The 16,791-nt window shown below is 57.8% G+C and carries 14 protein-coding genes; 8 read left to right on the plus strand and 6 right to left on the minus strand.

The features are described from left to right. Positions 1 to 113: 113 nt before the first annotated feature. Positions 114 to 560 (minus strand): DUF6163 family protein, encoded by a 447-nt coding sequence (locus IFT84_RS00585; protein ID WP_192116708.1) that lies wholly within the window; start codon positions 558 to 560, stop codon positions 114 to 116. 255 nt (positions 561 to 815) lie between these two features. On the opposite strand from IFT84_RS00585, the gene hemB reads away from it, so the two are divergent. The 3 genes from hemB to IFT84_RS00600 all read left to right on the plus strand — a co-directional run bounded on the left by hemB (position 816) and on the right by IFT84_RS00600 (position 3,261). Beyond that, complete coding sequence (gene hemB / locus IFT84_RS00590) at positions 816 to 1,832, plus strand: porphobilinogen synthase (protein ID WP_192116709.1); 1,017 nt, start codon at positions 816 to 818, stop codon at positions 1,830 to 1,832. 61 nt (positions 1,833 to 1,893) lie between these two features. Beyond that, entirely contained in the window at positions 1,894 to 2,349 is a 456-nt protein-coding gene (locus IFT84_RS00595) for an RDD family protein (protein ID WP_192116710.1), read from the plus strand. 138 nt (positions 2,350 to 2,487) lie between these two features. Next, positions 2,488 to 3,261, plus strand: a complete 774-nt coding sequence (locus IFT84_RS00600; RefSeq protein WP_192116711.1) for an arginyltransferase — start codon at positions 2,488 to 2,490, stop codon at positions 3,259 to 3,261. Positions 3,262 to 3,297: 36 nt separating this feature from the next. On the opposite strand, the gene parC is transcribed toward IFT84_RS00600, so the two are convergent. Then, positions 3,298 to 5,550 carry a DNA topoisomerase IV subunit A gene (parC, locus tag IFT84_RS00605; protein ID WP_192116712.1) on the minus strand — a complete coding sequence of 751 codons (2,253 nt, stop codon included), beginning with the start codon at positions 5,548 to 5,550 and terminating at the stop codon, positions 3,298 to 3,300. A 179-nt stretch (positions 5,551 to 5,729) separates the two neighbouring features. Between parC and IFT84_RS00610 the strand changes: the two genes are divergently transcribed. After that, positions 5,730 to 6,941, plus strand: coding sequence for a hypothetical protein (locus IFT84_RS00610; protein WP_192116713.1), 1,212 nt, complete (start codon positions 5,730 to 5,732; stop codon positions 6,939 to 6,941). A gap of 47 nt (positions 6,942 to 6,988) precedes the next feature. Here the strand turns inward: IFT84_RS00610 and aspS are convergent, their stop codons facing one another. Beyond that, the gene (aspS, locus tag IFT84_RS00615; RefSeq protein WP_192116714.1) at positions 6,989 to 8,776 is read right to left on the minus strand and encodes an aspartate--tRNA ligase; all 1,788 of its coding nucleotides are present in this window, start codon (positions 8,774 to 8,776) and stop codon (positions 6,989 to 6,991) included. A 218-nt stretch (positions 8,777 to 8,994) separates the two neighbouring features. On the opposite strand from aspS, the gene IFT84_RS00620 reads away from it, so the two are divergent. The 4 genes from IFT84_RS00620 (at position 8,995) to IFT84_RS00635 (ending at position 13,585) form a co-directional block, all read left to right on the plus strand. Beyond that, positions 8,995 to 10,377, plus strand: a complete 1,383-nt coding sequence (locus IFT84_RS00620; protein ID WP_192116715.1) for a multicopper oxidase family protein — start codon at positions 8,995 to 8,997, stop codon at positions 10,375 to 10,377. Positions 10,378 to 10,455: 78 nt separating this feature from the next. Further along, entirely contained in the window at positions 10,456 to 11,616 is a 1,161-nt protein-coding gene (rnd, locus tag IFT84_RS00625) for a ribonuclease D (protein ID WP_192116716.1), read from the plus strand. 10 nt (positions 11,617 to 11,626) lie between these two features. Next, positions 11,627 to 12,121 carry a GAF domain-containing protein gene (locus IFT84_RS00630; RefSeq protein WP_192116717.1) on the plus strand — a complete coding sequence of 165 codons (495 nt, stop codon included), beginning with the start codon at positions 11,627 to 11,629 and terminating at the stop codon, positions 12,119 to 12,121. Between the two features lie 96 nt (positions 12,122 to 12,217). Beyond that, the gene (locus IFT84_RS00635; protein WP_192116718.1) at positions 12,218 to 13,585 is read left to right on the plus strand and encodes an esterase-like activity of phytase family protein; all 1,368 of its coding nucleotides are present in this window, start codon (positions 12,218 to 12,220) and stop codon (positions 13,583 to 13,585) included. 47 nt (positions 13,586 to 13,632) lie between these two features. Here the strand turns inward: IFT84_RS00635 and IFT84_RS00640 are convergent, their stop codons facing one another. The 3 genes from IFT84_RS00640 to ppx form a co-directional block, all read right to left on the minus strand. Next, a complete protein-coding gene (locus IFT84_RS00640; protein ID WP_192116719.1) occupies positions 13,633 to 14,691 on the minus strand; it encodes an NAD(P)-dependent alcohol dehydrogenase in 1,059 nt (352 codons plus the stop codon). A gap of 64 nt (positions 14,692 to 14,755) precedes the next feature. Then, positions 14,756 to 15,049, minus strand: a complete 294-nt coding sequence (locus IFT84_RS00645) for a hypothetical protein (RefSeq protein WP_192116720.1) — start codon at positions 15,047 to 15,049, stop codon at positions 14,756 to 14,758. A gap of 221 nt (positions 15,050 to 15,270) precedes the next feature. Further along, the gene (gene ppx, locus IFT84_RS00650; RefSeq protein WP_192116721.1) at positions 15,271 to 16,788 is read right to left on the minus strand and encodes an exopolyphosphatase; all 1,518 of its coding nucleotides are present in this window, start codon (positions 16,786 to 16,788) and stop codon (positions 15,271 to 15,273) included. Positions 16,789 to 16,791 lie beyond the last annotated feature (3 nt).

Below are 16,791 nucleotides of genomic sequence, written 5' to 3' on the forward strand. Positions count from 1 at the left end.
TGCTTGGCGGTTTTTGTTTTATCGTCCGCCTTATGTGAGAGTTTTAGGCTCGACCTCTAAAATTCTACTTAAATTGCAAGCTTAACAGCACCTTACCGGCACGCCAGCACGTTTCAGGGTGAATCAATTCTTACCCGTCCCCGCTTTTTGGCGCGGCTGCGCCGCTCCATAAACAGCGCGATCCTTAGCAGCACAAAGACGATCGCCACCCCTGCATGGAAGAAAACGACCCATGGTTTTGCCCCGAAAATATCGGGATATACCTGGTACATCGTAATTTCTGTTGCGGCCGCCAGAACCCAGATCACCGGCCCCCAGGAAACCAAAAGCCAAAGCCCAATGGCAGCTACAGGAAACAGCACGGCCAACGCGGTTGCTGCTGCCTTCCAGGCCGGTGGAAGAAGATCGAAACGGCCCGCGCCGCCTGATGAAAACCCCACCAGCATGGCCCAGTAATTCAGACCGAACCAAAGGCAGGCCAAGGCCACAAAGCGCAGAAGCGCGCTTTGCGCGAGTTCAACAGCGGTCGCCTTTGGCGCATGGACAGAATCAACGATCATGGGGCGAACAATACGGTCAGGCGTTGGCCGCCGCCAGCCTGATCTTGGCTACTGCATAATTCCTTAAACCGGAGTCTATTTAATGAATATGCAGTACTTCTAGGCGTTACCGCGTCCTTTGCGCGTCATATCTGACGCGCGGCGCTGTAGAAGGTGCCGATTTGACGCAGGCTCGTGTCTGCGCAGGCACGTTTGTTTCACGCGTCGCCCGTGATAAAAGCCGTTCAAAATAAAACGATGCACAGGAATATGGACATGTCAGACACCAGCAGATTGATCGATGAGGTCACCGGCCATCGCCGTATGCGCCGCAACCGCAGGGCTGACTGGACGCGGCGTCTGGTGCGCGAGAATGCGCTGACTGTCGATGACCTGATCTGGCCACTGTTCCTCGTTCCCGGCACCGGCATCGTGGACCCGATTGACGCCATGCCCGGCGTTTTCCGCCTCAGCGTTGACAAGGCCGTGGAAGCCGCCCGTGAGGCGGCCGATCTCGGCATTCCAGCGCTGGCGACATTCCCGAACATCGATATGAGCCTGCGGGACGAGACCGGCTCCCACGCGCTGGACGCCAACAACCTGATCAACGCGGCCACGCGGGCGATCAAGAAGGCCGTGCCGGAGATCGGCATGATAACCGACGTCGCGCTGGACCCGTTCACCAGTCACGGTCATGATGGCATTCTGCGCGACGGAATCATCGTCAATGACGAGACCGTCGAGGCAATCACCCGCGCCGCCGTTCTTCAGGCCGATGCCGGTGCCGATATCATTGCGCCCTCCGATATGATGGATGGTCGCATCGGCGTTATCCGCCGCGCGCTGGATGCCAACGGCCATCAGGATGTCGGTCTGATGAGCTACGCTACAAAATTTGCCTCCGCGTTCTACGGTCCATACCGCGAAGCCATCGGCACCGGTGGGCTGCTGAAAGGTGACAAGAAGGCCTACTACATCGATCCAGCCAATGGCACGGAGGCGCTGCGGGATGCCGCGCTGGATGTTGAGGAAGGTGCGGATATGCTGATGGTCAAGCCGGGCCTGCCCTATCTCGATATTTGCTGGCGCATGAAGGAAGCGTTCGGCCTGCCGGTTTTTGCCTATCAGGTCTCCGGCGAGTACACGATGATCAAGGCTGCTGGTGCGAAGGGCTGGATTGATGAGGAACGGGTAGCACTGGAAACGCTTCTCGCCTTCAAGCGCGCCGGTTGCGATGGCATCATGACCTACTTTGCCCTCGATGTTGCAAAAGCGCTGGCGCGAGCATCTTGAAGCATCTTGATTCCGCGTTGGCCATACTTACATCGTGACTATGATAAAACAGGAGATGACGATGGACGGCAACAATACGGCAACGCGACTGCCCGTTGAAGATTGGCGCGCCTTTCGCGGTGTCTTGAGCCGTCGGGTGCTGGGCTTTCTGGTGGATTACCTGATTGTGGGAACGATTGGGACGATCCTCGGGCTGATCATCACGGTCTTTACGCTTGGATTGGGCTTTTTCGTTTGGGCGTTCATCTACCCGCTGGTTGCGATCATCTACTTTGGCCGCACCATGGGTGGCCCGGCGCAGGCATCCCCCGGCATGCGGATGGCGGGGCTCCGCTTGGTGCGCCTCGATGGCAAGACCATCGACTTTGCCACGGCGGTCATTCATCTGATCTTGTTCTGGGCTGGCAATGCGATCCTGACGCCGTTGATTGTCCTGGTTGGCCTGTTTACCGACCGTTCCCGTCTGCTGCACGATTTGTTGATGGGCACCGCGATGATGCGGACAGACAGCCTTTAACAAGCGAAACTCCGACAAACCAGCATGGCGCGGCCTTCCGGTTGCGCCATCTTTGTTTGCTCACCCCATTTGGGGAGTTGACCTTTCCGAAACTTAAGCCATGCTTTTACGGGTATTGCTCCAGTCCGCGAAGTTGCCATGAACACGCAAGTCAAGCCATCTCCGCAATTCTACCTGACTGCTCCGGCGGCGTGTCCCTACTTGCCCGATGAGCTGGAGCGCAAGGTCTTTACCCATCTGGTGGGGGAACGGGCGGCGGATATGAACGATCTGCTCACACAGGGTGGCTTTCGCCGGTCACAAAATATTGCCTATCGTCCCGCCTGCGAAAACTGTCGGGCTTGCGTGTCGGTGCGCATTCTGGCAGATGAGTTTCGCCCCACGCGCTCCATGCGCCGCGTGCTGGCTGCCAACACCGATATGATTTCTGCGGAATATGCGGCCGAACCATCGAGTGAGCAGTATTCGCTGTTTCGCCAGTACCTTGACCATCGCCATCAGAATGGCGGCATGTCGGATATGTCCGTGCTGGACTATGCCATGATGGTGGAAGATACGCATGTCAGCACAAAGATCATCGAATACCGGCTACGGGAGGAAGGGTCCGGCCTCTATCAGCGCCCGAAAGGCGAGCTGATCGCCGTGGCCCTCACGGATGTCATGTCCGATGGGCTCTCTATGGTCTATTCGTTCTACAACCCGGATCTGGCGCACCGCTCGCTCGGCACGTTCATGATTCTAGATCATTTGCGCAAGGTTCAGGCGCGCGGGCTGCCTTACGTCTATCTCGGCTATTGGGTCAAAGGCTCGCGCAAGATGGATTACAAGGTCAAGTTCCTACCGCAGGAGCATCTCATGCCCCGCGGCTGGGAACGATTTACAGGCGATAGCCTGTACGACGAACTGGCTTAGAGCCTCGTTGTTTACCGCAGTTCTGCGCGACAGGCTTTAACCCCCAAACTTCCCACTGCGTGGAAAGCCCTTCGGCACATCTCGACCCACGCCTGCCCGGTCGCCCAGCCATCCTATGAGATCATCCTTCGATTTTGTGAAGGTTCGGCCAGCGCTATCCTCCCACGACAAACCATCGGCAATGTTGAAGGAGCGGATATCCGACACGCCGCCGTCTTTGTAGCGCTGCAAGCGAACACCCTTGCCGCGCGTCATTTCCGGCAGTTGCGACAACGGGAAGACCAGAAGCTTGCGGTTTTCACCCACGATCGCCACGTGGTCGCCGCGCACGAAAGCAACCATTTTGGCCTCGTCCGGCATGGTCACATTCATGACCTGCTTGCCCTTGCGGGTATTGGCGACCATATCCGCCTCACCGATGACAAACCCGTTGCCGCTGGCCGATGCCAGAATGAGCTTGCGCGTTGCATCGTGGACGAAAGCCGTCAGGACATCCTGATCGTTTTCCATATCGACCATGATGCGCAACGGCTCACCCTGCCCGCGCCCGCCCGGAAGCTTGTCGCCGCCCAGCGTATAGGCCTTGCCGCCCGTGGTGACGATCACGATCTTGTCCGTGGTGGACGCCGGGAATGCAAGTTTCAGCCCATCGCCTTCCTTGAAGGTCAAGGCAGCGGTATCGGCGATATGGCCTTTCAGCGCCCGAACCCATCCCTTTTGTGAGATGACAACGGTAATCGGCTCTTTCTCGATCATGGCCTGTTGCAGCGCGTCCACGTCAGCCACCGGCGCATCGGCAAATTCCGTGCGGCGCTTGCCGAGTTCGGTGGCTTTGGAAAATTTCTTTTTGACGTCGGCAATTTCCGCCGCGACCGTTTTCCACTGCAAATCGTTCGACGCCAACAACGTCTCTATCTCTGCTTTTTCTGCCGAAAGTGCGTCGAACTCCTTGCGGATTTCAAACTCTTCCAGCTTGCGCAGAGACCGCAGCCGCATGTTAAGGATCGATTCGGTCTGCAAATCCGTCAGCCCGAAACGCTTCATCATAACAGGCTTGGGCTCGTCCTCCTCGCGGATGATCGCAATGACCTCATCAATGTTGAGATAAGCAACCAGATACCCGCCCAAAATTTCCAGACGCCGCTCGATTGCCGCCAGCCGGTGACGGGAGCGGCGCTCCAGCACTTGCCTGCGGTGCTCCAGCCATTCGCGCAGCACATCGCCAAGACCCATGACCTTGGGAACGCGGCCCATGGACAGCACATTCATGTTCAGCGGAAAGCGGCTTTCCAGTTCGGTCAGACGGAACAGGGATTCCATCAGAATGGTTGGATCGACGGTGCGGCTCTTCGGCACCAGAATCAGCCGCACATCTTCGGCGGACTCATCGCGGATGTCTTCCAGCAAGGGCAGCTTGCGGGCCATCAGCAGTTCAGCAATTTTCTCGATCATGCGCGATTTCTGCACCTGATACGGCACTTCCGTCACAACGATCTGATAGCCACCGCGCCCGAGATCTTCCGTCTGCCACTTCGCCCGCACACGAAAACCGCCCCGGCCTGTGCGATAGGCCTCGATAATGCTGTTGCGCCCGTCGATAATCACGCCGCCAGTTGGAAAATCCGGTCCGGGCACGAATTCAATGAGCTTCTCGACCGGCGCATCGGGATGTTTGATCAGATGGAGCGCGGCATCACACAGTTCGTGCGCATTGTGCGGAGGAATGGACGTGGCCATGCCCACGGCAATGCCGGAGGAACCGTTGGCCAACAAATTCGGAAAGGCACCGGGCAGAACGATCGGCTCGCTGTTTTCCTCGTCATAGGTATCGCGGAAATCGACCGAATCCTCTTCGATGCCTTCCATCAGAAGCTCGGCCACCGCCGTCATCTTCGATTCGGTGTAGCGCATGGCGGCTGCGTTATCGCCGTCGATATTGCCGAAGTTGCCTTGACCGTTGACCAGCGGGTAGCGAACGGCAAAATCCTGCGCCAACCGCACCAGCGCATCATAGATCGACTGGTCGCCGTGGGGATGGAAATTACCCATCACTTCGCCGACGATCTTCGCGCACTTCTTGAATGAGCCGTTGGAGCGCAGCCCCATCTGACCCATGGCGTAGAGAATGCGGCGGTGAACCGGCTTCATGCCATCGCGCACATCCGGCAGCGCCCGGTGCATGATCGTCGACAAGGCATAGGCCAGATAGCGCTCTTCCAGCGCCGCCTTGAGGTCAACGGGTAAAATGTGGTCGTCTCCGCCAGATGGCGGCAAAAGGCTTTGTCCCATGCGCTCTGACTAACGCACCCCTTTGCGAACCGCAACAAAAACCCGCCAACCAGTTGTGGAGAAGGGCATGTTGGAGGCTCGCCATTTCGGCCTGAGCGCCTAGATATGGTTCAACTGTAATTTTGTCTGATTTGTCGCTGACAAGCCGACTCAAGAATCTTTAACGAGGAAACCCCAATATGTTTACGCGCAATGTTCGACTGATGCTGGCCAGTGCGGCCTTTGTTTCGATGGCCGCCCCGGCTTTTGCCCTTGACGGTGCCGATGTCATTGGCAAGCTGAACGCCGCTTATGCTGGCAATGGTGCAAAGGTTGAATATGATGCTGTCAACGTGGATGGCGATACCGTAACCGTCACCGGTGCCAAGATCGTGACCGCCGTTAAAGCAGGCGCACCGGACAGCGCACCTTACCAGCCGCTGCCCATTGGCGATGTGAAAATGGATGGCGTAAAAGAGGATGGCAAAGGCGGCTATGTGGTCGATACGGTCACGCTGCCCGACGTAAACCTTGCCAACCCGAAGCATACGCTAAAAATCAGCGATGTGGAAATCAGCGAACTGACCATTCCCGGTGACACTACCGGCAATACGCTCGACAATTTCCTGTTTTACAAAAAGGCCTCGACCGGCGCGATGGTCGTGACGGAAGCGGGCAAAGAAATTGCCTCGGCTGAGAGCAGTTCGGTTACCACGCAGAAGCGCGCGAACAATGCAGGTATTGATGCGCAGGCGTCCGTCTCCAACGTGAAGCTTGATCTTGCCAATGTCGGCAACCCCAAGACCCGCGATGCGGTCACCAAGATGGGCCTGACCAATGTCGAAGGCAAGATCGATATGAATGCCAACTGGGAAGCCGCGACCGGCAAGGTCAACCTCCAGGACCTGACCTTTGATTTCGATAATGTCGGCAAGCTGGTTGTCGCCTACGACATGTCCGGCTACACGCTGGATTTTGCCAAGGCCGTGCAGGACGCCATGAAGAATGCGCAGGCCAGCGCAAAGCCGGAGGAAGCACAGCAGGCGCTGGGCATGAGCATGCTGGGCCTGATCCAACAGTTGAGCCTGAATGCGATTTCCATCCGCTTCGAGGATGACTCGATCACCAAGCGCGCGCTTGACTATGCGGCCTCCGAGCAGGGCACAACTGCCGCTGAGCTAACCCAGTCTTTGAAAGCAATGGCCCCGTTGATGCTGGCTCAGCTCAACATTCCCGAGCTGCAGAATCAGGCAGCAACGGCGATCAACACCTATCTGGATGACCCCAAAAGCCTGTTAATTTCGGCCACGCCAGCCAAGCCCGTGCCATTCCCGATGATTGCCGGCGCCGCCATGGGCGCGCCGCGCACGCTGCCGGAACTGCTTGGCCTGAAGATCGTCGCCAACGACTAAAATAGAAAAGGCCCGGAGCGATCCGGGCCTTATTTGTTTGGAAAGTGTTAGTCTTTCTTGGTCGGTGTAACCCGCAGCGCAAGCTCTCGCAACTGCGATGGCGATGCCGGTGCGGGTGCCCCCATCAAAAGGTCCTGCGCCTGCTGGTTCATCGGGAACAGCGAAATTTCCCGCAGGTTCTTGGCGCCAACCAGCAACATGATCACGCGGTCCACACCCGCCGCCATGCCGCCATGGGGCGGAACGCCGTACTGGAATGCACGGTAAAGACCACCGAACCGCTCTTCCACGACAGTCTGATCCAGCCCGACATTGCCGAAGGCCTTGATCATCAGTTCCGGCTTGTGGTTACGAATACCGCCGGAGGCAATCTCGAAGCCGTTGCAGACCATATCGTACTGGAATGCTTTGATCGACAACAGGTCGTCACCTTCCAGCACCTCCAGCCCGCCTTGCGGCATGGAGAAGGGGTTGTGGGCAAAATCGACCTTCTTTTCATCTTCGTTCCACTCATAGAACGGGAAGTCGATGATCCAGCACAGTTCAAACCGGTCGCGGTCCACCAGATTGAGGTCTTCGCCCACGCGTGTGCGGGCTTCACCAGCAAACTTGTAGAACTTGGCAGGATCACCCGCCACGAAGAAGCAGGCATCGCCGTCTTCCAGACCCAACTGGGTGCGAATGGCATCGGTGCGTTCCGGGCCGATGTTCTTGGCAAGCGGACCAGCGCCTTCCATCACATCGTTTTCCTTGCGCCAGAAGATATAGCCAAGGCCCGGCTGGCCCTGAGACTGCGCCCAGCTGTTCATGCGGTCGCAGAAGGCGCGGCTTCCGCCAGTCTTGGCCGGGATCGCCCAGACTTCGACCTTCGGGTTGGACGCAATCATGTTGGCGAACACTTTGAAGCCGGAGCCCGCGAAGTGTTCGGTCACTGCCTGCATTTCAATCGGGTTGCGCAGGTCCGGCTTGTCCGAGCCGTAGGTGCGCAGCGCCGTGTCGTAAGGAATACGGCGGAACGTCTGCGTAACCGGCTTGCCCTCGGCAAACTCTTCAAACACGCCGCGCAGAACGGGCTCCATGGTGGCCAGAATATCTTCCTGCTCCACAAAGCTCATTTCCACATCAAGCTGGTAGAACTCGCCGGGAAGACGATCCGCACGGGGGTCCTCGTCACGGAAGCACGGGGCAATCTGGAAGTAGCGGTCGAAGCCCGAAGCCATCAACAACTGCTTGTACTGCTGAGGTGCCTGCGGAAGCGCGTAGAACGTGCCTTCATGAATACGGCTCGGCACCAGAAAGTCGCGCGCGCCTTCCGGCGACGACGCCGTGAGGATCGGCGTCGAATATTCGGTGAATGCAGCCTCGGTCATCCGGCGGCGCATGGCAGCGATGATCTGCGTACGCTTGACGATGTTTTTGTGCAGCGTTTCCCGGCGCAGGTCGAGGAATCGGTATTTCAGGCGCACGTCTTCCGGGTAGTCTGGCTCACCGAACACCGGCAACGGCAATTCCTTGGCTGCCGACAGCACTTCAATCTCCTGCGCGTACAGCTCGATTTCGCCGGTTGGCATGGTCTTGTTGATGGTGTCGTCCGTGCGCGCCTTGACCAGACCATCAATCCGGATGACCCACTCGCCGCGAACCGTTTCAGCCATCTTGAAAGCTGGCGAATCAGGATCGGCGACAACCTGCGTCATGCCGTAATGGTCGCGCAGGTCGATGAACAGCAAGCCGCCGTGATCGCGGACCCGGTGGACCCAGCCGGAAATGCGGACGGTCGACCCGACATCGGATTTGCGAAGAGCGGCGCATGTATGGCTGCGATAACGGTGCATTGTCTTATCCTGGAACTGCGGTGCCGGTCGCAGAGGCTTTCAAAACCAACAACAGGCACAGTCTAAATCGGGCGGAAAAGCGCATGACAGGCGTGATTTGTCAAGGCGGCACTTGGTTTTCGTGTCCGTAACCTGCGGCAAGATGCCAATGATAAGCCCATTGATGACATTGGCGTTCAGGTTTAAGACAAGCCGGAATTGCAAGAGGGTTGCACAAAATGCCGGTCTCCCGTCGTACGCTGTTGAAAGCCTCTGCTGTTGTGGCTGGTTCCGGCCTGATCGGCGGTCTGGCTGCCCGCATCGGCGCCGCTGCCACAGCGCCCGATGTGCTGGAGGCACGCTTTGCCGATGCCAGCATCGCCGCCGATGGCGTGACGAAGAAAATCATGACCTATGGCCACGAGGGCATGCCTCCGGTCTTGCGGGCGCACAAGGGCAAGCCTTTCGCCATGCGGCTCTTGAATTCTCTGGATGAGCCAACCACCGTGCATTGGCATGGGGTTCGTGTGCCCAATGCCATGGATGGTGTGCCGGAACTCACACAACCCTATGTCTATAGCGGCGATACCTTCGATTATGCCTTTACCCCGCCGGACGCCGGTACATTCTGGTATCATCCCCATTGCAACACGCTGACGCAGATGGGCCGTGGCATGACGGGCCTGCTGATCGTGGAAAATCCTGCTGATCCGGTGTTCGATGCCGACATTCCGATCAATCTGCGCGACTGGCGGCTGGGCAAGGCTGGTGAGTTCATCGCGCCGTTCAAGCCGCGCGATGCTGCCCGCACCGGCACCTATGGCACCGTGCGCACAGCCAACTGGCAGCGCGAACCGCGTTATGATGCACCCGCCGGGGGGCTGGTTCGGTTGCGGCTGGCGGTAACCGATGTGACCCGAATCTATACGCTGAACATGGAAGGTGCCGATTCCCGCATCGTCGCCATTGACGGCAACCCGATACCCGCGCCCTTCGCTGTTGACCATTACGATTTCGGACCCGGGCAGCGGCTGGACGTGATTGTGCGCATGCCGGACGGTGAGGGCGCAACGGTTACCTTAAGCAATGCACGCGGCAACAACCCTTGGGTGATCGCAACGCTGCGCTCCGTCGGCCCCTCCCTGAAGCGAGATCTGCGCGATGTGAAAGCACTGGAGCCCAACCCGGTGGCGGAAGCGGACCTTGACAACGCGACGGAAATTCCACTGGAACTGACCGCAACTGCGGAAAACACGGCGTCACCCAGCATTTGCGGGTCGATTGGCTATACGTTCTGGGCCATCAACCGCATTCCATGGCCGGGCGATACGCCGGACCCCATTGCGCCTTTGGCCGAAATGAAGCTTGGCAAAAGCTACATCTTCAACCTGTCCAACCGCACGCCGCACACGCACCCCATTCACCTCCACGGCATGAGCTTTCGCGTGTTGAACTCCAACAAACGCGCGGTGCTCTCGCACATGACCGATACAATGCTGCTGCTGCCCGATGAGCAGGTGCAGGTGGCGCTGGTTGCCGACAACCCCGGCGACTGGGTGATGCACTGCCATATCATCGAACATCAGAAGACCGGAATGACGGCCTATGTCCGCGTTGTTTGAGAGATTCTGATTGTGGCAGGAACATGAACGGGCTAAACCGGAAACAGAAAACTGCGACCCGGAAGTGACTGACGCTCCATGATACAGACAACAGCCGCGCTTGAAGCTGCCTGCTTGGCACTCGCCAAGTCCGATTATCTGACAATCGACACGGAATTCCTCAGGGAAACAACCTTCTGGCCGGAGTTGTGTCTGATCCAGATGGCGGGGCCGGATATGGCCGTCATTGTTGATCCGTTGGCCAAGGGGCTGGACCTCACACCGTTTTTTGAGCTGATGGCCAACACCTCCGTCACCAAGGTGTTTCATGCGGCCCGTCAGGATATCGAGATCATCTTTCATCTCGGCAATCTCATTCCGCATCCGATTTTCGATACTCAGGTTGCCGCCATGGTCTGCGGCTTTGGGGACAGCGTCTCGTATGACCAACTGGTCAGCCGCATTAAAAACATCCAGATCGACAAGTCCTCCCGATTTACCGACTGGAGCCGCCGCCCCCTCTCCGAGAAGCAACTGGATTATGCGCTGGCCGATGTGACCCATCTGCGCGAGGTCTATCTGCATCTGAAAGCGGAACTGGAACGCGAAGGCCGCTCGCTCTGGCTGACGGAAGAAATGAGCGTTCTGGAAGCCCGTGAAACCTACGATATCCATCCGGATGACGCGTGGCTGCGCCTGAAAATGCGTCTGCGCAAACCGCAGGAATTGTCCATTCTCAAAACCGTCTCGGCGTGGCGGGAGCGGGAAGCGCGCGAACGCAATGTGCCGCGCGGACGGATCGTCAAGGACGATGCCATCTACGAGATCGCCCAGCAGCAGCCGAAGGACACGGAAGCTCTCGGTCGCCTGCGCACCATTCCAAAGGGCTGGGAGCGCTCGCAATCGGGTGCCGCTATCGTTGAAGCCGTCAACGCCGCGCTGGCTATCCCCAGGAATGAGATGCCCCGTGTGCCCAGACAGGCCAGCGCACCGGAGGGATCGGGTGCTGCGGTGGAATTGCTGAAAGTTCTGCTCAAGCTGACCGCAGAAAAACAGGGCGTTGCCGCCAAGATTATCGCCAACACCGAAGATCTGGAGCGGATCGTAACAGAAGGCGATGGTGCGGATATTGCGGCGCTATCTGGCTGGCGGCGCGAACTGTTTGGCGAAACAGCGCTGAAACTGATTGGCGGCGAAGTCGCTCTGCGCTTTGTTGATCGCAAGATCGAAGCCGTTGATTTCACCCCTGCCCCGGTCTGAAGAGCACCCCATGCTTCCGCCCTCACCCCGCCCCGACTATCAATCGAAGGCTGATATCTATCGCGAAATCGCGTCCGCCATCGCCGCCGTGCTGGACGGTGAGACGGATCGCATCGCCCGAATGGCGACAGTCACTGCGCTTTTGAAAGACCGGTTCGATACGTATTTCTGGGCCGGGTTCTATGTGGTTGATCCGGTCAAGCAGAATGAACTGGTGGTTGGCCCCTATCAGGGCACATTGGGTTGCCTGCGCATTCCCTTCGGACGAGGGGTTTGCGGTGCGGCAGCCGCGACCCGTACAACGCAGATCGTGCCGGATGTTCATGCTTTTCCCGGCCACATCGCCTGCGACAGCCGCTCCAACAGCGAAATCGTCGTGCCTGTGTTTGATGCCGACAATCAACTCATTGCTGTTTTCGATGTCGATTCCGTGAGCTTCAATGCTTTCGATGAGACAGACGCCGATTGGCTGGAGAATATCCTCAAGACGACGTTCCAGACGTAAGTCGTCATTCAAGCTTCATCAAACCGTCACCGGACTGACACCCCCACATTTTAATGGGCCTTGTGACTTTCAACCACAGGCCCATCGGGTGACATCATGAACAGAATTTTTGCTGCCTATCTCGCTGCTTCCGCGGCGCTCTTTGCCTTGCCCTCATTTGCAATGGCCGATGATCAGGAATTTACCGCGACCTTGAAAGCGCATGCCATTCTGCCGGCCAACACCATTATTCCTGCCCCCGGCGACGCGCCCGCCCATCTGAAATCCGCTGGCAAGTTCACCACGCCGGACCGTCGCCGCGCGGAGGGTCTGGGCACCGTTCCCGGCAAGGACGGGGCTCGCCTGACAGGCCTGTCGCTGCCATTCGATGGTCAGCCGGTGCAGGGCTTATCCGGTATCAAGACCATGCCGGATGGATCGTTCTGGTCTCTGTCCGATAACGGCTTCGGCTCCAAGGCCAACTCGTCCGATAGCCATTTAATGCTGCACAACATTGCGATTGACTGGGACAAGGGCACCGTTGACCGCAAAAAGACCGTCTTCGTGTCCGACCCCAACAAGATCATTCCCTTTCCCATCGTCATGGAAGGCACGGACACCCGCTACCTGACCGGTGCCGATCTCAATCTGGAATCGATCCAGCCTGTGAGCGACGGCTTCTGGCTTGGTGAGGAATTTGGCCCCTATATCATGAAGGCCGATCTTGAGGGCCGTATCACCCACATTTTCGCGACCACAATTGACGGGAAGCCTGTCCTGTCGCCCGACAATCCCACCGTCGTGATGCCTGCTAACCCGACGCTAAAGTTGCCAGTGTTTAACCTCAAGCGGTCCGGCGGCTACGAAGGCATGGCGCTGTCAAAGGATGGCTCGAAACTCTACGCGCTGCTGGAAGGCCCGCTCTATCTGGAAGACGGTTCGGTGGAAAAGGTTGATGGCAAGACCGGCTTGCGCATCGCCGAATTCGATGTAGCTGGCAAGACATGGACGGGCAGAAGCTGGCTCTACCCTCTGGCAGACGGTGGCGAGGCCATTGGCGATTTCAACATGCTGGATGAGACCACGGCCCTTGTGATCGAGCGTGACAATGGCGCTGGCACTGTGTCCAAGGCCTGCGCAGACCCGAAAGCGCCTGCAGCCGATTGCTTCGCAACCCCGGCCAAGCTCAAACGCGTTTACAAGATTGAAATGACCGAAGCCAATGTCGGCAAGGCTGTGCGCAAGATCGGCTACATCGACCTGCTCAAGATTGCCGACCCGTATAACCGCAAACGCCAGGGCGGTTCGGACGGCATTTACGACATGCCGTTCGTCACCATCGAAAACGTTGATCGCGTGGATGAAACACACATCATCGTCGGCAACGATAACAACCTGCCGTATTCCGCAGGTCGTGCGTTGGACAAGGCCGATGACAACGAGTTCGTGCTGCTCGAAGCCGCCGATTTGCTGAACGCGAAGTAATAAAAAAGGGGCGCAACGATGCGCCCCTTTTCACTTCAACCGGAATGTCAGGCCGGTGCTTTTTCCAGCGACGCCATGTCAATCGAGAAGCGATATTTCACATCGCTCTTCAACATCCGCGCGTAGGCGGTTTCGATGTCCTGAATGTTGATGACTTCAACATCGGACGTGATGTTGTGCTCGGCGCAGAAGTCCAGCATTTCCTGTGTTTCTGCAATGCCGCCAATCATGGAACCGGCCAGCGTCTTGCGGCCCGGAATCAGCGAGAAAGACGCCACGCTCATTGGCTCTTCAGGCGCGCCGACGAGCACCATGGAACCATCGCGCTTGAGCAATGCCAGGTAGCTGTCAATGTCGTGCTTGGCCGAAACGCAATCCAGAATGAAATCCAGGCTACCGGCATGGGCCTTCATCTCGTCTTCATTCTTGGAAACGACAACCTCATGGGCACCGAGGCGCAGGCCGTCTTCGATCTTGGATGGTGACGTGGTGAACAGCACCACATGCGCGCCGAACGCACGGGCGAACTTGACGCCCATATGGCCGAGGCCACCAAGCCCAACAATACCAACCTTCTGGCCGGGACCGACATTCCAGTGCCGCAGCGGCGACCATGTCGTAATACCGGCGCACAGCAACGGTGCAACGCCAGACAGTTCGAGCTTGTCGGAAATCTTCAGAACGAAGCCTTCATACACCACAACACTGCCGGAATAGCCGCCATAGGTCAGCCCACCCGTGTGACGGTCCGGGCTGTTATAGGTTTGGGTCGCGCCGTTTTCGCAATATTGCTCAAGGCCTTCCACACAGCTTGAGCAGGTACGGCAGGAGTCAACCAGACAACCGACGCCGACAAGATCACCCTCTTTGAAGCGTGTGACCGACGAGCCAACCTTACGCACTCGGCCAACAATTTCATGGCCGGGCACAACAGGATAGGTGGTGAAATGCCACTCATTGCGCGCGACGTGCAAATCGCTGTGGCAAACGCCGCAATAGAGAATGTCGATCTGCACGTCTTCTTCTGTCGGGTCCCGCCGCTCGAAGGTGAAAGGCGAAACCGGTTGATCAGCAGCCTGCGCTGCATAGCCAGTGCACATATACATTTGGACGCTCCTTTAAGGTGTTGCGCGATTATATAGCGCGCAATCACCGGAATAAAGGGGTCCCTCAGGATTTAGATGGCCCCTCAATTGTGACAGGTTCGGGGATGAAGCCATAATTCTCATCTTTTATAGGCCCAAAGCGTCCCACTTTTGCCACGCACTTTGGCGCGTTGACAGTCAGTCGGTCTTGCATCACCAATTCGCCTGCAGCCGAGCGGCAAATCTCGATATCGGACGATCCCCCGCTGTCACTCATAAGTTCCGATGTCACCTGCGCTCCATCCTGCTGATCGACAACGAGAACTCGTTTATATTCAGCGAAAAACGCATGCATGCTGTAGCGCTTCAACGTGATCATTCTGCCATCGTGCAGGAATGACGACCGGTCTACAAAGGGATACTCGCCTTTTTTTTAAGCCTGATGCCGTTCGTAGAAAGAATAGACCGTCAGCGCCATGGTGGCCCCGATGACTGCAACAACTGCCACCAACAAATATTTTGAAATCTTCCAGATCATAACGCCCCCACTTCAGGTGACTTTGAGTCTGCCGACAGTGCATTGCGTGGAGCCTGCGTAATTTACCGGAAAGCGAAGGCAATTTTTTTGTCTGTCAGTTTAGCCAGTTGCTGCAAACGTCCATCGAGACGCTCACCAGCAAACTCATGAAAGCTGGACGGTGCAACAAATGTAAATTCGGTGTCGCCCGCGCCTTTTTCGATTGAGAGGCGGGGCACGACACCCGGCATGGACGCGGAAAACAGGTAGAGCACGCGCAGCAATGCGCCGAGCAGCTTGGCACGCTCACGCATTGGCGGCGTTGTAATGGCTGCAAGCGGCGCCGTCGCCCCGTCGTCGCCCAGCCCCTCATACCGGTAGTAATTGGCAAGGGCGATGAAGGCCCTGCCCTCATGCGTGATGCCGGAAAAAGTACTATGGGCGATGATGTTGAGTGCCTGCAAGCCGCGGTAATCCGGGTGCGCGCGCCAACTGATATCAGCCAGCAAACAGGCAGCTTGGCGATAGCGGCGCTCTTCGTCCGATTCCGTCAGCCCCAAAGTGGCGATGGCGTTTCCGGTCCACTCGGCCAGTTCGCGCGCATGTTCCGGCGAACGGGCACGCAAAATCGCCAGTTCTTCGGCAGCGCTGAGGAGAGGATCGCGGTCCTGATCCTTCTCCGGCAATAGCGAGTAGAGATAGCCCTCGCGCACACCAAGTGCCGAGAATGAAACCTTGTCAGGTTTCATGAGATCGACGGCTTCCTGCATGGCCACCGCGCCAAACGGCAACAGCACCCGGCGGCTCTTGGAAATACCGGAGTAAGCCGGACTCTTCGTGTCCTTCCCGGACGCGACTTCCTCCAGGAACTTCATGATATTGTCGTAATCAACCTCGTAGCCCTGCATCATATGCAGCGGGTAGTCGTTGATGGCCATATGCAGCTTGCCGAGTGCGCGCCATGTGCCGCCGACCGCGTAGAAGGTTCGGCCCGTACCGTCCTTTAGCATCGGCGCGTCCTTCATGTGCTTGCGCACGATATCCCGCGCCTTGCTCACGGAACTGCCAGCCTGCTCCGACAGGCGGATTCCACCAAGCGGAAGGGTGACGCCTTTGCCAACCGTATCGCCATCCACGTCGATCAGTTCCAGCGATCCACCGCCAAGGTCGCCCACCACACCCAAGGGATCGTGATAGCCGCTGACAATACCGAGCGCGGAAAAATACGCTTCTTCCTCACCGGTGAGCACGCGCACGCTTTGCCCGAGAATCTGTTCGGCACGGCGAATGAAATCCGGCCCGTTCGAGGCTTCCCGCGCTGCCGCTGTGGCCAGGGCAAAGGTTCGCGTTGCCCGCGCCTGAACCGAAAGTGCCTTGAAGCGATGAAGAGATGCCAGCGCACGCTCCACACTGTCCTCATCCATACGCCCGGTCATGGCAATTCCCTTGCCGAGACCGCACATAACTTTTTCGTTGAAGAAAACGGCGGGAGACCGGTTGAGCCCTTCGTAGATGACCAGTCGAATCGAGTTGGATCCGATATCCACAACGGAAACCGGGGCTATTCCGGGCAAACGCCCCTGCGCTTCAGACTCAACCATTCA

Origin of the sequence: Rhizobium sp. CFBP 8762, from assembly GCF_014841565.1 — a bacterium.
Lineage (GTDB): Bacteria > Pseudomonadota > Alphaproteobacteria > Rhizobiales > Rhizobiaceae > CFBP-8762.

Coding starts and splice junctions, on each gene's coding strand:
- IFT84_RS00585 (WP_192116708.1), bottom strand. CDS start 560: ATGATCGTTGATTCTGTCCATGCGCCAAAGGCGACCGCTGTTGAACTC.
- hemB (WP_192116709.1), top strand. CDS start 816: ATGTCAGACACCAGCAGATTGATCGATGAGGTCACCGGCCATCGCCGT.
- IFT84_RS00595 (WP_192116710.1), top strand. CDS start 1,894: ATGGACGGCAACAATACGGCAACGCGACTGCCCGTTGAAGATTGGCGC.
- IFT84_RS00600 (WP_192116711.1), top strand. CDS start 2,488: ATGAACACGCAAGTCAAGCCATCTCCGCAATTCTACCTGACTGCTCCG.
- parC (WP_192116712.1), bottom strand. CDS start 5,550: ATGGGACAAAGCCTTTTGCCGCCATCTGGCGGAGACGACCACATTTTA.
- IFT84_RS00610 (WP_192116713.1), top strand. CDS start 5,730: ATGTTTACGCGCAATGTTCGACTGATGCTGGCCAGTGCGGCCTTTGTT.
- aspS (WP_192116714.1), bottom strand. CDS start 8,776: ATGCACCGTTATCGCAGCCATACATGCGCCGCTCTTCGCAAATCCGAT.
- IFT84_RS00620 (WP_192116715.1), top strand. CDS start 8,995: ATGCCGGTCTCCCGTCGTACGCTGTTGAAAGCCTCTGCTGTTGTGGCT.
- rnd (WP_192116716.1), top strand. CDS start 10,456: ATGATACAGACAACAGCCGCGCTTGAAGCTGCCTGCTTGGCACTCGCC.
- IFT84_RS00630 (WP_192116717.1), top strand. CDS start 11,627: ATGCTTCCGCCCTCACCCCGCCCCGACTATCAATCGAAGGCTGATATC.
- IFT84_RS00635 (WP_192116718.1), top strand. CDS start 12,218: ATGAACAGAATTTTTGCTGCCTATCTCGCTGCTTCCGCGGCGCTCTTT.
- IFT84_RS00640 (WP_192116719.1), bottom strand. CDS start 14,691: ATGTATATGTGCACTGGCTATGCAGCGCAGGCTGCTGATCAACCGGTT.
- IFT84_RS00645 (WP_192116720.1), bottom strand. CDS start 15,049: ATGATCACGTTGAAGCGCTACAGCATGCATGCGTTTTTCGCTGAATAT.
- ppx (WP_192116721.1), bottom strand. CDS start 16,788: ATGGTTGAGTCTGAAGCGCAGGGGCGTTTGCCCGGAATAGCCCCGGTT.